This is a genomic window from Micromonospora sp. NPDC048835 (assembly GCF_040649995.1).
In the GTDB taxonomy this organism is placed as follows: Bacteria; Actinomycetota; Actinomycetes; order Mycobacteriales; family Micromonosporaceae; genus Micromonospora.
Window position 1 is genome coordinate 120,914 of sequence record NZ_JBEZGM010000017.1, and the last position, 13,356, is coordinate 134,269.

Below are 13,356 nucleotides of genomic sequence, written 5' to 3' on the forward strand. Positions count from 1 at the left end.
GGTGTCCGCATGACCGGGACACCGCGACATCACGGATGCCGAGTGGATCAACCGGCCCACAGACGAAAAGGCCTCCCGTGCACCCGGCAGAGCTCGCTTATCCTTGCTGCCTTCCGGCCCTGGGGAGGTTCACGAGATACCGCCGCACGGGAGGTGACGCCAAGCCTACCCGACCGCCCGTCGATCTTCAGGGGGTGGTGGGGTGGCCCGGCCGACGCGGGCCTGTATCCTGGCTCGCGGAGGATTCGCCTAGAGGCCTAGGGCGCACGCTTGGAAAGCGTGTTGGGTTTACACCCTCACGAGTTCGAATCTCGTATCCTCCGCTCGTCTGAGCAGCACGAACGACAGGGCCGGCCCCAACGGGGACCGGCCCTGAGTCGTCTGCGGGGTGGCTGTCAGCCCACCACACGGATCTGTTCGGCGTCGACCTCGAACCCGGCGCTCACCGGTTGTGCTGCTCGTCCGGGGGCTCGGCGTCACGCAGTTGCCGCCCGACACGTTCCGCGATCGCCCTGGCGGCGGGCGAATCGGTGCCCAGGGTGTCGCCGATGATCTCCTGGGCGCGGTCGGCCAGTTGCCGCTTGGCCGCGGCGATCGTGGTCATGATCGTCCGGGCGACGACCTCGGGGGCGACCCGTTGAACCCGTTGACCCAGGTGCAGATCGACGAGCGCGCCCACGGAGTCGACGGTGACCTCCACCAGCCCGTTGCCGTCGGCGACTGTCACCCGCAGTTCCTGGACGCGCTCACTCATCGCGTCGGTCGCGGCCGACAACTGGTCCAGGCGACCCTTCCATTCGGCGAGCCGTTCCATGGCACCGCCCGGGTCCAGCAGGCCCCCCGCGGGTGGAACCTCGGCTGCCATGTGTCCCCTCGGTCGCTCAAGGTGATCATGCTTAGCGGAGCGAGATTAACATGAGGGGGCCTGCACGACTGTCCACCAGCGAGCCGGTGACCCCGCGTACGCCCGACCCTGTGGTCTCATCGACGGCGTGACCGACGCGACGTGGGAGTGGGACCAGACGTTGTACGCGGGCAGCGCCGCCCACTACACCGTGGGCCGCATGCCCTATCCCCCGAGCCTCGCCGAGGCGATCGGCGCGGCACTCGACCTGGACGGCACCGGCCGGCTCCTCGACGTCGGCTGTGGACCCGGATCGGTGACCCTGCTGCTCGCGCCCCTGTTCGAAGCGGTCGTCGGCGTCGACGCCGACCCGGAGATGCTCGTCGAGGCCCAGCGCCGGGCCGACGAGGGCAGGGTCACCAACGTCGGGTGGCGGCACCTGCGCGCCGAGGCCCTGCCCGCCGACCTGGGTATGTTCCGGGTGGTCACCTTCGCCCAGTCGTTCCACTGGATGGATCGACCGCTCGTGGCCTCCCGCGTCCGCGACATGATCACGCCCGACGGGGCGTGGGTCCACGTCGGCGCCAGCACGCACCAGGGCGTGACCGGGGACGAGCAACTGCACTACCCCCGACCGCCGTGGAAACAGATCGACGATCTGGTGGCGAGCTACCTGGGGCCGGTTCGCCGGGCCGGGCAGGGGTTGCTACCGATGGGCACCCCCTCCGGCGAGGGGGAGATCATGCGCGCGGTGGGCTTCACCGGCCCCACCCAGATCACTGTCGAACAGGGGATGGTCGTGGAACGCTCGGTGGACGAGGTGACCTCTGCGGTGTTCTCGCTCTCCAGTGCGGCACCACACCTGTTCGCTGACCGACTCCCGGCCTTCTCGGCGGACCTGCGGCACCTGTTGACCTCGGTGGCACGGAACGGCCGCTTCGCCGAACGGCGCCGCGACATCAGCGTGGCGATCTGGCGCCCCTGACGCTCGACCAGGCGCGGGCCCTGCTGCTCAGTCAGCGCGGGCGCGGGCCCAGGACAGGAAGCGGTCGGTCAGTCGGGCCGGGTCGACGTCGGTGAGGTGTTCGCCGGCCTCCGCCTGGAGCGTCGCCAGGTAGATGGTCAGCGCGATCCGGTCGTGCCGGTATTCGCCGAGCAGCCGCAGCTTCGCCGCCGAGCAGGGCCAGGCGATGCCGCACGCGGTGCAGCGCCAGGTCGGTCGGGTCGGCAGGTGGTGCCGGTGGCGGCGGCGGGGCATGGGCGCATCTCCTTCGCGGTGGACGAAGGCCGCCCCGCCTCCCCGTCGGGGCGACCCCCGGACTGACGCGGACCGCCGGGCTCCTGCGCCTCCACCGGCCACGCCGTCTTCTGTGGACCAGCCTTGAGTGAGTCACGAGACAGATACACCGCGTAGCTATATGGTTCGCAGATATTCAGGACATCCGATGGAGGGGCCATGAACGACGCGCTTCGGGTGGCGCTCAGCGACACCGGGCACACCACCGAATCCCTCGCCGAGACCGTCGGTGTCGATCCGAAGACCGTGGGGCGCTGGTTGACGGAGGATCGCATCCCGCATCCGAGGCACCGACTGGCGGCAGCGGAGGCGCTGCACAAGGACGTGTCGGACATCTGGCCGGACACTTCAAGACGTCGTGACCCCATCTGGTTTCGTCCGTGGCAGGAAATCGAGCGCGAAGCGGTGTCGCTGCGCTGGTTCGAGTCGACAGTCCTGCCGGGGTTGCTCCAGACCGAGGCGTACGCCCGCGCGGTGCTTGGCGGCGCGGGTCTGATCCCCCGGGGTGAGGTCGATCGGCATCTCACGGTTCGGCTCGGCCGGCAGGGCATCCTCAAGCGGGACGACCCTCCGCAGTTCACGGCGGTCGTCGACGAGGCGGTCATCCGCCGCCGGGTGGGCGGTCGGTCGACGATGCGCGAGCAACTGCTGGCCGTGGTGACGGCGTGCGCCGAGCCGCACATCCGGGTGCACGTCGTGCCCAGCTCGGTCGGTGCCTATGCCGGCCTCAACGGGCCGTTCGTGATCGCGCACAGCCACGACCACCGGATCGCCGGCTACCTCGACAACCAACTTCAGGGACAAGTCGCTAGCGACCCCGACGACATCGCCGCCATGATGGCGGCATGGGAGAACGTGCGCGGGGAGGCGTTGTCCCACCGGCAGTCAGTCGAACTCATCCAGGAGGTGGCGGAGTCATGGAGCTGAACGGCGCCCGGTGGCGCAAGAGCAGCCGCAGCAGCGGCAACGGCGGCGCCTGCGTCGAGGTCGCCGACAACCTGCCCGCCGTCATCGGCGTACGGGATTCGAAGGACCCGACCGGCCCGGCGCTCACGTTCGCGCCCGCGGCCTGGCGCGCGTTCGTCACCCAGCTCGCCCAGCGGGCCTGAGCGGCCCGACGACCCGTCGGTCACCCAGCCCGTCACCGCCCTGTTGCGGCACGCGTCCCACCTCAGTCGAAATCCTGGACAGTTTCCGTTCGCGCGGAACTTCGCGCGGAAGGGAAACTGTCCAGGATTTCGGGGATCGCCGCCGCAAGAATCGATGGACGGGCACCGTCGTGTCGACCGGTGCCGACCAGCGGCTGACGTCGACACTTTCACGGCCACCCTCACGCAGACGCCCGGCCGGTCCAAGACGGACCGGCCGGGCGCTTTGGTGCGTACGGCTCAGAACAACCCGCCGCCGCTCTGCGGCCCGGCGATCCGAAGACCGTAACGCTGGGGCCAGATAACTTCCGTCCGCTCGGACAGACCACTCCACGTCTTGTTCTGCGGTACGAGCCCGGTGGCCGATCCGTAGAACGGATTGATCACTCCGGAGGGATATCCGGACGGGTCACCGCTGACCTCTTCCCCAGGCGATGACACGACGGCGTCGAGCCCGCCGCTGAGGTCGAGGTTCAGCAGGGCGACGGCCGAGCCGAACTTGTCGCCGTTCTCGGACGCGTCCGGGACGGCCGAGTGGTTCTGGTCGATCGCCTGCGCACCGGCCCCCGTCAGCCCGGTGGCGGACCCCTTGAGCAGGGTGACGCTGCCGGCTGCGGTCCGGGAGCCGACCTGGTCGCCAGGCGCACCGACGAGCACGTCCGCCCTGCCGTCGCCGGTCACGTCACCGACCGCGAGCGCACCACCGAAGTATTCATCATTTCCAGGGTCGCCCGGTACGCCGGCGGTGCGCTGCGTGATGATCTGCGCCCCACTGCCGGACAGGCCGCTGGCGCGGCCGACGAAAGCCACGACAAGGCCACCATTGATGTGCGGGGTCTGGGCGCCGGGGGCTCCGGCGATCACCTCGCCCAACCCGTCGCCGTTCACGTCGCCGACCGCCAGTGCGTCGCCCAGGTACCACGCAATGGTGTCGGTACCGTCGTTCATCTTCACCGCCGAACCGGTGAGCGAGGTGGCGCCGGTGAGTGACACGCCGCTCGGCGAACCCCACATCAGGGTGACCATCCCACTGCCGTCCCAGCTCACGCCGTCGTTCTCCCGAGGAGCCCCGATGACAAGGTCCTGGTACTTGTTGTTGTCGACCTTCCCGATCGCGAGCGTGTAGCCGAACTGGTCGTTGCTCTCGGCCGCGCCCGGCACCGCGGCCAGGTCCTGCTGAAGGTGCTGTGCCCCGGTGCTCGTGAGGCCGGTGGAACCGCCGAGGAGGACGGTGACCGCACCGGCGCCCGCCTTGCTTCCGATCGACTCCCCCCAGGCGCCGATGGCGAGGTCGTCGCGGCCGTCCCCGTTGATGTCACCGGCCGCTAGCGCAGCACCAAACCGGTCCATGTCCTCCGGACTGTCCGGAACACCAGGCGAATCCTGATTGAAGTGGATTGCCGAGTCGACCACCAGGCCAATGCCACTACCCGGAATGACCCAGACTCCGCCGGCATGGGTCTTGTTCTTGGGGTCCTGCTCATCAAGGTTGCCGATTGCCAGGTCGTCGAAACGGTCGCCGTTGAAGTCACCCGCCGCGAGCGCCATGCCGAAACAGACGCAGCCGCCGCCGTCCCCCAGGACGCCCATGAGGTAGTCGACCTTCGGGGCCGAGGAGTAGCGCACGGTGACCACGCCGGCGGGCTCCTTCGGCAGCCTGTAATCGGACGGGTCAGCGGTGGCCGCGATGTCGTCGACGCCGTCGCCGTCGAAGTCGGAACGGCCGACACCTGCGCCTCTTATCCGGGCCGTCTTCTTCATCCAGGACACCTTGTGGTGCTGAAGAGCGACGCCGTCCCGGGTGATGGTCCGAACGTCTTCCGCCGCCTTCGCCGGAGCACTGATCACCAGGCTGGCCAGAACTGTGGGAAGAACGAGAAAAGCTGCGCTTCGCTGCATAGAGACCCCGTTTCGATAGGCGCGTAGACACGATAAGCGGGCGATTAGGTTGCCGAAATGAGACGAACGGGTAGTGGACTGGAAGGGCGGGCGCGGACGGCGGGTAGCGTCCGGGAGCCGACGGATCCGAACCCGTCGTACACATGTTCTATCCACAGGCTGTGGACGGCGGAGGGACCTGGTGAGTTACCAGCTCAGCGCGGTGGTCGCGGACGCTGAGCTGCTCCGTGAGCAGACCGCCGAGTTGGATCACGCGGTCCTCGGCGAGTTGCGCCAGGACTTCGCGCTGCTGCCGGTGACCCCGCAGTTGGTGCTGGAACTGACCGGCTCGTTGCCGGATTTCGCGACCGACGACCGGAGTGCCGCGCACCCGTTCGGCCTGGTGTTGTCGACCGCGCTGGTCGAGGTGCTGGCCCGCTGGTCACGGTCGGGGCCGGTGGCCTACCTGGAGGCCGAGTTCGGCGGCGGCGTCGGCTACCAGTCGGCGGCGGTGTGGCTGGGCGGGGCGCCGTCCTGGGGCCCGCGCTTCGATGACGAGTTGGACGCGCCGCGCGAGCAGTGGCCGATCAACGGGGCGCTGTCCCGACTGGGCGTCGAGCCCGGCTCGTGGATCGACCCGTTCGCGGAACTGGGACTGCACCTGGAGCGCACCACCGAGGGCTGGCTGGCGCACGGGCGGCGTCGGCTCAGCGCCGACTACTGGGACGAGCTGGTCGAACAGTGGGAAAATCAGTAATCCGGCCACTGGCAGCAACCTGAACGCTCCCGTTCCGTTGGGGACTGGGGGATTCCATGAAATTGCGACAATTTGCGTTTATCGCCGCACTGATGACGGCTGCCTCGATCGCTGGCAGCGGCGCACCGCCAACCGGGCCGATCCCGGAGGGCCGACCCGCCGGCAGCGTGGAGATCATCGACCTGAACGGCCTGCAGAACATCGAGTTCGGCGTCACCGAGGACGAGCTGACCCGGCGCGGCATCCTGCGGACCAGCCTGGATGCCTGCGGGCCGGTGCTCGCCGGCCACGACATGGTCAGCCCGGTCTTCGTGGAGGACAAACTCGTGCTGCTCTGGGTCGGCGACCCGATGCGGACACCGGAGGGCATCACGGCGGGATCTCCCGTCGACCAGGTCTGGGACCGCTACCCGGAGGTCAGCCGACTGCGCGCTCCACAGGGGACACACCGCCTCGACGGGTTGCTCGCCCGCAGCGGCGACCGCGCGTACCTGTTCCTGCACGACGGGCGCACGGTCCGAAAAACCATCGCCGGGTACGCGGACTGGGCCCGCCGCCTCTTCACCGAGGGAGTGGGCCCGTGCTGACCGACGCCGACTGATCAGAACGACGGGCGACCCCCGCGGCATCACCGGCGGAGCGACCGCCAGAAGTCGTACGAGTGGACCACCGCGAAGTCCGTCGCGCCCGACGCACCGCCACCGGCGAACGTCCGCACGTACGGGGCGTCAGGACGCAGTCGGGGCCAGCCCAGCCGACCCGTCCGGGCGAAGCCGCTCCAGGTCCGCACCATCTCGTCGGAGAGCCGCCGCTGAGTCGGCGTGAGCGCCTCGGCATAGTCGACCGCGAACAGGTACGGCAGCTCCGCGCAGTGATACGCGCCGGCGGTGAACGTCGGTTCGGGTCCGTCGGTGAAGAACGGCGCGTCCTCGTCGGCGAACTCATATGCAAAGGTCGGCACCCGCCGCGCGAATGCCAACGCGGCAGAGTAGATCGGCTCGGCGTAGTCGTGATCGGTAAGCACGGCAGACCACGTCACGCTCGCGGGATGTGCGGGGTCGCGCGGATAGCGGGCCAGCACCGCCTCCGCGCGGTCACCGAACATGGCCCGTACCTGGTCGCCGTACTGGTCATCGGTGAGCGGGCACGACTCCGGTTCCTCGTTCGGCTTCGGCGGCTCCGGGCAGTTGAGCCCGACCCGTTCCATCCCCCACACCGCGAGCCGGGACTCGTCCCGGTTCATCCCGGTCAGCACCGGCATCGGGTGCAGTCCCCCGGTGGTCAGCGCGTCGGCCGGGTTCACCGGGAGCGTGTGGCCGTCGACGACCGGGCCGAGGTCGACGCCCGCACCGGGATAGCCGGCCGTCTCGACCAGCCGGCCGGGGGCGCGTCCGCGCAGGCAGACGGCGACCGCCGCCGGGTCGGTGCAGCCGATCCTCCGAGCGAACTCCTGGGCGGCCTCGATCGCCTCGGCCCGGGTCTGGACCGGGTTGGCGCAGGAGTTGCTCTGCATGATCGCGCGGTGGAACAGACCAGCGGAACTCGGCGCGGCGAGCTGCGCGCAGACGCTTGTCGCCCCGGCGGACTGACCGAACAGGGTGATGTTGCCCGGGTCGCCGCCGAAGGCCGTGACGTTGCGCCGCACCCAGCGCAGCGCGGCCTGCTGGTCCTGCAATCCGAAGTTGCCGGTGACGCCGTCCCGTCCAGCGAGCGCCGGATGCGCCAGGAACCCCAGCGCACCGAGCCGGTAGTTCACCGTCACGACGATGACGTCACCACCGGCGGCGAGCCGCTGCCCGCCGTACCGGTCGCCGCTGCCGAACCGGAAGTCCCCGCCGTGCAACCAGACCATGACCGGTCGAGGCGTACGCGCCAAGGAGCGCGGGGTGGTGACATTCAGGTAGAGACAGTCCTCGGATTCGGAGGGCGCGTCCATCGGCAGCCCTTGTAGCTGCGCGCAGGCGGCGCCAGGACGGCGTGCGTCGCGTACGCCGGTCCACCTTGGACCGGGCTGCGGCGGGGCCCAGCGCAGAGCACCCAGCGGTGGGCTTGCGTACGGGATGCCCTGGAACGAACGGTGGTCGGCCGCGACGGCCCCCCGCACCGCGCCCTGGTCGGTCCGGACGACGGTAGCGCTCCGACGGCCGTCGTCGGCCGCGGCCGGGCCGACCGCCATCGCTGAGCCCGCGAGAACGACAGCGCCCATCGTGACGACCCATCGAGGGTACGAAAGCCTCATCATCTCTCTCCCCATCTGTCGATGCTGGTACGGCGTACGCACCGAGCATGGCGAGATGGCAACCACGCCACCAGAGAGCTCTAGTGCGCGGCGACACGGAGCGTTCGACATTCGACGGGGCGACCACTGGTGCTCTAGTGCGCTACGGTCACGGCGAGGCTGGGGAGGCGACCGTGACGGAGATCGACGAGAGCACTCCCCCCTATCTGCGCATCGTCGGAGAGTTGCGACGGCGCATCACGGCAGGCGAGTTGGGGCCCGGCGACCGGGTGCCGTCCACCCGGCAGATCGTCCGCGAGTGGGGCGTCGCCATGGCGACCGCCAGCCGCGCTCTCACCGCGCTGCGGCAGGAGAGCCTTGTGCGGGCGGTGCCGGGTGTGGGCATGGTGGTCACCGGCGCAGGGCCGACCACGTCGAGTCGGAGCCCGTCGTCCGGAGGTCGGCGCCTGCCGCCTCAGGGGCTGACCCGCGACCAGGTGGTGCGGACCGCCATGACGATCGCGGACGCCGAGGGGTTACCGGCGTTGAGCATGCGGCGCATCGCGACGGAGCTGGACGTTCCGACCATGTCTCTGTACCGGCAGGTTCGGGGCAAGGAGCAGCTTCTCGTGCTGATGGCGGACGCGGCCTTCGCGGCGCACCGGCTGCCGCGCACGTTCCCGCCCGGGTGGCGAGCCCAACTGGAGCTGCTCAGCCGGCTCCAGTGGTCCATCTACCGGCAACACCCCTGGCTGGCCCAGGTCATCTCACTGACCCGCCCACTGATGGCGCCGCACGCGGTCGCACACACCGAGTGGGCGCTTCGCGCCCTGGCCCGGCACGGCCTGGACCAGCACACCCAGCTCCACCTGGTGGTCACGCTGGCGAACCATGTTCGGGGAACCGCGGTCAATCTGGAGCGGGAGGCCGAGGCCGAGCAGGACACCGGCCTCTCCGAAGACGAGTGGATGGAGGCCCAGGCCGACGTGTTCGGTGGATTGCTCGCGGCGGGCGAGTTTCCGCACCTGGCCCGACTCAGCCGCACAGCGGTCGACCTCAACGTCGAGAGCCTCTTCGAATTCGGCCTGCAACGACTGCTCGACGGGGTGGAGCAACTGCTCGGACGGTGAGCGCTCAGGCCGGCATTAGGCAGGGCAGACAGGCGAGGGAACTTTCCATCTGTCCGGACTCATCCTGAGGCTTGACGTCAAACAACCAGCTTGTGTTGGCTGATATGGACGGCATGCTCCCCGGCAGGCTCGAGTGTTTGGAAAGGGCTTCGAGTGATCAACGATGACGCGAGCAGGCTGAAGATCATCAACAACCTCCCTCCGCAGGTGGATCTACTTTTGCAGCTGGAGGCTCTGAAGAACGTCGAGCGCCAGAATCCGCTTTCCGCCGGTTCGCGAAGGGAACGTGTCGCCGAGCACTCATGGCACATCGCACTTGGCGTCATCCTCCTGTCGGAACACTCTCCCGATGATCTCGACATCGCACGAGCGGTCCTGTTGGCGTGCGTTCATGACGTCGTAGAGGCTTTCGTTGGAGACACGTTCGCCTTCGGTTCCGACGTAGACGGTCAGCGATCCCGCGAGGAGGGCGCCATCGCCCACATCCGGGCAACCTTCCCGCAGCCCACGGCCGCGTTACTGGCCGACCTCTGGGAGGAGTATGAGGCGCAAGCCACGCCTGAGGCTCGTTTCGTCAAGGGGATTGACGCGTTCCTGCCAATACTGTTGAACTTCCTCAATCCTGAGGAATCCTCTTGGAAGAACCACGGCGTCGATTCCCGCAAAGTTCTCAAGAGGTTGCAGCGCGTGGAGCAGCCTCTGGGGGCACTCGCCGAGATCAACAAAGAGATGGTCGCCCAGGCGGTCCGTGAGGGCTACCTCACCTAGTCAGGGCAACCCCGATGAGGGGAGGGCTCCTGGCGGACCAAATCGTCACACTCGCCGCCGCCTTCATCGGCGCCCTGTTCGGGCTTGCCGCGCCGGTCATAACGAACCACATCGGCAGACGGGACCGTGAGCGCGATTCCCAGCGGGCCATCGCGGAACAGATCCTGGACCTCTTCGACTCCCCGGCGTCACTCTCGGAGATCCTCGGCCACGATGACAGCCGCGTACGGCGGCGACTGTATCTCCTGGCGCTTCGACTCAAGAGCGAGAAGCCCCGACAGGCTGTCATGAATGTCGTAGCCATAGCCGGGGACCGCGACCAGGGCTCAGATCAGCTCGAGGAGGCGTGGTTCGTCATGACGGACGAGGTCGGCCGGATCTGCCGGCAACGGATCAGGGCTTGATGCGATGTCAGGCGCAGCGCAGACTCCGCCCGAGGTCAAGGCCGCCCTTCGGGCGCTGGGGCGCCCGCAGCCAACTCCGAAGCAGACCAGCTCACACCCTGCCAGCCTCCCACCCTCCCCCGCTGTCGATGACATCCTGAAAGAACTTCTCGACGCCGACTCGGTGGACATCATCGGCGTGTTCCCCTACCAGTGCGCCGACCGGCTCATCGACCTGCAGGCCGAGCTCCTGACAAGGGGCGAGTACACGTCGCCGACGATGGTCCGGTACTTCACACCAGCACGAGGGCGCGTCACCCTGTACCGCCAGACCGGGGTCCTTGGCACGCTGGTGCGGCGCTGGCTCATCGGGATAACCGGCCTCCGCAACTGGCTCGAACCGAGGACGAGCGAACCGAGGGCCCTGGACCGCCTCAAGGTCTACGAGTTCGACGAGATGTTCCTGGACTGCATCATCCACGTGACGAAAGATGGCGCCGAGTCAGGAATAACGCTCAGCCAGTTGCCGACCCTGCCGGTCTCCGGACACGACAGTGCGACGATGGAAATGATCATCGCCTCGCGAATGTCGGGCGAGCAGGTCACCGAACTCAAGACCTACCTGATCTCCATGGCGGCGCAGGCCATCCCGCTGACGCCACAGCAGATCCGCTGCACCCTCACACACAACCGGCAGCCCGGCGGCGAGTTCAAGCCGGTCATCAAGCGGATAGCTCGCTACGGACGCCTGGCCCAGGACGACGTCGAGCCCATCGCCGTGGTGGCCGTCTGCGTGAACACGGCCAGAGGGCCGAACGTACTTCTCAAGCGGCGGACCGAGAAGAACTCCCGCGACGATTTTCAGACTCTCTCCCTCATCAGCGAACGGATCCTCATTCAGGACCTGGACAACCAGTCCCGGGCGAGCCTGGAGCCGAACCTCGAACGCGCCCTGGACGACCTGTGGAAGCGCGCTGGACAGCCGAAGGCACTCGAAGTTCCGGAAGCTTCGTTTCGCCGGGCCGCACAGCGGGAGCTGTTCATGAGTTGCGGGCTGGACGTCCACCACGATCGCCTCAAGCTCACGGGCACGTGCGTGCTCGACCGTGAGGAGGGCTTCACCCACCTCGGATTCTTCGTCTACCGCCTGGACCTCGTCCGATCTTCGTCCACCGATGAGTTGGACGACGTACGTGCGTGGAGCCCGGATCTGGTGCTTGTCCCACTGGACCAGCTCTACAGCAAGACCTACGGGCCTCGGCTCAACCGCCTGCTCCGTCGCAAGGAGGACTGGCTCCGACAGACGGTGTTCGCCTCAGCACCAACGGACCGGCAAACGTGATGGACGCCGCCGTTCCGACGGGGACCTCGAAACAGCAAGCCGTCGGAGTCATCTCCGCAGTCGTCTTCCGCGACAGGAGCATGTCGGAAGTCCTGTTGGGAGTGCGTCGGCCGACCCCGCTGGTCAAGCGGTTTCCAGGTGTGGTCAGCACTCCGACGATGGGCGTGCCCTGGCAGGTCTTCCAGGCCCTGGACCCAGGAACAGCGCACCGACAACAGCAGGCGCCCGTCGAAAGGCTCGCCCAATCGTCGTGGTTCGAGGTCGGCGGTGGCGGCTACCTGTCCACCATCGGCGGATACGCCTTGGAGCACCTCATGGCCCGCAAGCTCGGCTTGGCCCCGGCCCTGGTGATGGGCCAGTTCCGGGCATCCGCAAGGTTGTGGGCCAGGTCGCTTGACAACGTCTCTGATCCGCTTGGCACCGAAGAGCATCAGTGGACGGCCATGCTCACGTACGTGGTGACGGTCGGCGAGGGTGCCGAGGAGGTGCCGGCCGAAACTGGCTCCTACTCGCGCCTGCTGTGGACACCGATCGAGACCGCTCGGGCGGCCGTACTCGCACGGGACGCGCTGGTCCTCGACGACACCCTCGATCCGTTCGAGGTATGTCTGCAGGGTCTGTGCCTGCGGTCGATTGTCGGCCTTCTCGATGAGCTGGTGTCCGCGGGCAAGCAGACGGCGAGCAATCCGCTGCTAGGTGCGCCCGGCGTAGTAGTCGATGGTCTGTCGCAAACCGTCCTTGAGTGAAACGAACGTCCGGGCGTCGATCCCCAGCGGCTCCAGTGTCGATGTGTCCGCCAACACCGTCGCGCCCGGTGACTCCCCGGGGCGCATCGGCAGATGCGCAATCGTGCCGGTGCCGGCCAACTCCGTCACCATGTGCGCGATGTCCAGGACTGTCGTTCGGCGACCCGTGCCCGCCTCGAAGGCCCCGCTCGGCCGGCCGCCTCCGATGGTGAATTCCAGCGCCTCGGCGATAACGACCGCGAGGTCCGAAACGTAGATCATGTCCATGATCTGTTTGCCGTCGCCGTAAATCTGGATCACGTCGCCGTTGAGCACCCTGGACACGAACGAGGGCACGATCTTCCTGACCTTGCTCGACCCGTACGGTGCAGCGACCGACTGGCCGGGGCCGTAGGCGTTGAAGCCACGCACCACACTCACCGGCAACGACCGATACTGGCGATACATCGAGCAGAAGCGTTCGATGCAGTGCTTGGTCAGGCTGTAGGTGTTGTCCTCGAACCAGTTGCCGACCGAGATGTTCACACCCGGGAGGTGGTACTGGGCCGCCGCCTGGAGAACGTTCAGCCCGCCGAGGACATTCGTCTCGGCCGCTGGAATCGGATTGGCGATCGTCTCCTGGGTGCCCAGCACACCAGCCAGGTGCACCCAGGAGTGCGCCTGCCCCATTGCCTCGGTCACCACGCTGGGATCCCGCACGTCTCCCAACAGGAGTTCCGCGTCCTGATGGAGTGCCTCTCCGGAGCGGTGCCGGTCCAGGCCGATCACGCGCAACCCTCGCGACGTCAGCTCTTGCGTCACGTACCGGCCGATGAATCCCGTCGCTCCGGTCACCAGAACTCTGT

The 13,356-nt window shown here is 68.0% G+C and carries 15 protein-coding genes, 1 tRNA gene and 1 other RNA gene; 11 read left to right on the plus strand and 6 right to left on the minus strand.

The annotated features are described in order from the left end of the window. Nucleotides 1-66: 66 nt before the first annotated feature. Nucleotides 67-156: signal recognition particle sRNA small type (gene ffs, locus AB0C15_RS21215), an RNA gene on the minus strand. An 82-nt stretch (nt 157-238) separates the two neighbouring features. Between ffs and AB0C15_RS21220 the strand changes: the two genes are divergently transcribed. Beyond that, nucleotides 239-323 (plus strand) — tRNA-Ser (locus AB0C15_RS21220). 119 nt (nt 324-442) lie between these two features. Here AB0C15_RS21220 and AB0C15_RS21225 read toward each other — a convergent pair. Next, complete coding sequence (locus tag AB0C15_RS21225) at nt 443-865, minus strand: YbaB/EbfC family nucleoid-associated protein (protein ID WP_357354406.1); 423 nt, start codon at nt 863-865, stop codon at nt 443-445. Between the two features lie 127 nt (nt 866-992). Here AB0C15_RS21225 and AB0C15_RS21230 point away from each other — a divergent pair, with 127 nt between their 5' ends. Then, entirely contained in the window at nt 993-1,829 is an 837-nt protein-coding gene (locus tag AB0C15_RS21230) for a class I SAM-dependent methyltransferase (protein ID WP_357354408.1), read from the plus strand. Nucleotides 1,830-1,856: 27 nt separating this feature from the next. Here the strand turns inward: AB0C15_RS21230 and AB0C15_RS21235 are convergent, their stop codons facing one another. Beyond that, on the minus strand, nt 1,857-2,102 hold the full coding sequence (locus tag AB0C15_RS21235) for a flavin reductase (RefSeq protein WP_357354410.1): 246 nt from the start codon (nt 2,100-2,102) through the stop codon (nt 1,857-1,859). Between the two features lie 198 nt (nt 2,103-2,300). Between AB0C15_RS21235 and AB0C15_RS21240 the strand changes: the two genes are divergently transcribed. Both AB0C15_RS21240 and AB0C15_RS21245 read left to right on the plus strand, forming a co-directional pair. Beyond that, the gene (locus AB0C15_RS21240) at nt 2,301-3,068 is read left to right on the plus strand and encodes a helix-turn-helix transcriptional regulator (protein ID WP_357354412.1); all 768 of its coding nucleotides are present in this window, start codon (nt 2,301-2,303) and stop codon (nt 3,066-3,068) included. Next, nucleotides 3,059-3,250, plus strand: a complete 192-nt coding sequence (locus AB0C15_RS21245) for a DUF397 domain-containing protein (RefSeq protein ID WP_357354415.1) — start codon at nt 3,059-3,061, stop codon at nt 3,248-3,250. The genes AB0C15_RS21240 and AB0C15_RS21245 overlap by 10 nt, the downstream gene beginning before the upstream one ends. Nucleotides 3,251-3,529: 279 nt before the next feature. Here AB0C15_RS21245 and AB0C15_RS21250 read toward each other — a convergent pair whose 3' ends face one another. After that, on the minus strand, nt 3,530-5,188 hold the full coding sequence (locus AB0C15_RS21250; protein ID WP_357354417.1) for a hypothetical protein: 1,659 nt from the start codon (nt 5,186-5,188) through the stop codon (nt 3,530-3,532). A 181-nt stretch (nt 5,189-5,369) separates the two neighbouring features. Here AB0C15_RS21250 and AB0C15_RS21255 point away from each other — a divergent pair, with 181 nt between their 5' ends. Continuing rightward, on the plus strand, nt 5,370-5,924 hold the full coding sequence (locus tag AB0C15_RS21255; RefSeq protein ID WP_357354419.1) for a hypothetical protein: 555 nt from the start codon (nt 5,370-5,372) through the stop codon (nt 5,922-5,924). 92 nt (nt 5,925-6,016) lie between these two features. Then, nucleotides 6,017-6,511, plus strand: a complete 495-nt coding sequence (locus tag AB0C15_RS21260) for a hypothetical protein (protein ID WP_357354421.1) — start codon at nt 6,017-6,019, stop codon at nt 6,509-6,511. 41 nt (nt 6,512-6,552) lie between these two features. Here AB0C15_RS21260 and AB0C15_RS21265 read toward each other — a convergent pair whose 3' ends face one another. Next, on the minus strand, nt 6,553-8,274 hold the full coding sequence (locus AB0C15_RS21265; protein WP_357354422.1) for a carboxylesterase family protein: 1,722 nt from the start codon (nt 8,272-8,274) through the stop codon (nt 6,553-6,555). A 62-nt stretch (nt 8,275-8,336) separates the two neighbouring features. On the opposite strand from AB0C15_RS21265, the gene AB0C15_RS21270 reads away from it, so the two are divergent. The 5 genes from AB0C15_RS21270 (at nt 8,337) to AB0C15_RS21290 (ending at nt 12,511) form a co-directional block, all read left to right on the plus strand. After that, nucleotides 8,337-9,272, plus strand: coding sequence for a TetR/AcrR family transcriptional regulator C-terminal domain-containing protein (locus AB0C15_RS21270; protein WP_357354424.1), 936 nt, complete (start codon nt 8,337-8,339; stop codon nt 9,270-9,272). Between the two features lie 153 nt (nt 9,273-9,425). Next, a complete protein-coding gene (locus AB0C15_RS21275; protein WP_357354426.1) occupies nt 9,426-10,040 on the plus strand; it encodes an HD domain-containing protein in 615 nt (204 codons plus the stop codon). A gap of 14 nt (nt 10,041-10,054) precedes the next feature. Then, nucleotides 10,055-10,444 carry a hypothetical protein gene (locus AB0C15_RS21280; RefSeq protein ID WP_357354428.1) on the plus strand — a complete coding sequence of 130 codons (390 nt, stop codon included), beginning with the start codon at nt 10,055-10,057 and terminating at the stop codon, nt 10,442-10,444. A 4-nt stretch (nt 10,445-10,448) separates the two neighbouring features. Beyond that, nucleotides 10,449-11,765, plus strand: coding sequence for a hypothetical protein (locus tag AB0C15_RS21285; RefSeq protein WP_357354430.1), 1,317 nt, complete (start codon nt 10,449-10,451; stop codon nt 11,763-11,765). Beyond that, a complete protein-coding gene (locus AB0C15_RS21290; protein WP_357354432.1) occupies nt 11,762-12,511 on the plus strand; it encodes a hypothetical protein in 750 nt (249 codons plus the stop codon). Before AB0C15_RS21285 ends, AB0C15_RS21290 begins: the two co-directional genes overlap by 4 nt. Here AB0C15_RS21290 and AB0C15_RS21295 read toward each other — a convergent pair. Continuing rightward, the gene (locus AB0C15_RS21295; protein ID WP_357354433.1) at nt 12,458-13,345 is read right to left on the minus strand and encodes an NAD-dependent epimerase/dehydratase family protein; all 888 of its coding nucleotides are present in this window, start codon (nt 13,343-13,345) and stop codon (nt 12,458-12,460) included. The genes AB0C15_RS21290 and AB0C15_RS21295 overlap by 54 nt on opposite strands. Between the last annotated feature and the right edge of the window lie 11 nt (nt 13,346-13,356).

Coding starts and splice junctions, on each gene's coding strand:
- AB0C15_RS21235 (WP_357354410.1), bottom strand. CDS start 2,102: ATGCCCCGCCGCCGCCACCGGCACCACCTGCCGACCCGACCGACCTGG.
- AB0C15_RS21280 (WP_357354428.1), top strand. CDS start 10,055: ATGAGGGGAGGGCTCCTGGCGGACCAAATCGTCACACTCGCCGCCGCC.
- AB0C15_RS21250 (WP_357354417.1), bottom strand. CDS start 5,188: ATGCAGCGAAGCGCAGCTTTTCTCGTTCTTCCCACAGTTCTGGCCAGC.
- AB0C15_RS21225 (WP_357354406.1), bottom strand. CDS start 865: ATGGCAGCCGAGGTTCCACCCGCGGGGGGCCTGCTGGACCCGGGCGGT.
- AB0C15_RS21260 (WP_357354421.1), top strand. CDS start 6,017: ATGACGGCTGCCTCGATCGCTGGCAGCGGCGCACCGCCAACCGGGCCG.
- AB0C15_RS21240 (WP_357354412.1), top strand. CDS start 2,301: ATGAACGACGCGCTTCGGGTGGCGCTCAGCGACACCGGGCACACCACC.
- AB0C15_RS21245 (WP_357354415.1), top strand. CDS start 3,059: ATGGAGCTGAACGGCGCCCGGTGGCGCAAGAGCAGCCGCAGCAGCGGC.
- AB0C15_RS21285 (WP_357354430.1), top strand. CDS start 10,449: ATGTCAGGCGCAGCGCAGACTCCGCCCGAGGTCAAGGCCGCCCTTCGG.
- AB0C15_RS21265 (WP_357354422.1), bottom strand. CDS start 8,274: ATGTCGAACGCTCCGTGTCGCCGCGCACTAGAGCTCTCTGGTGGCGTG.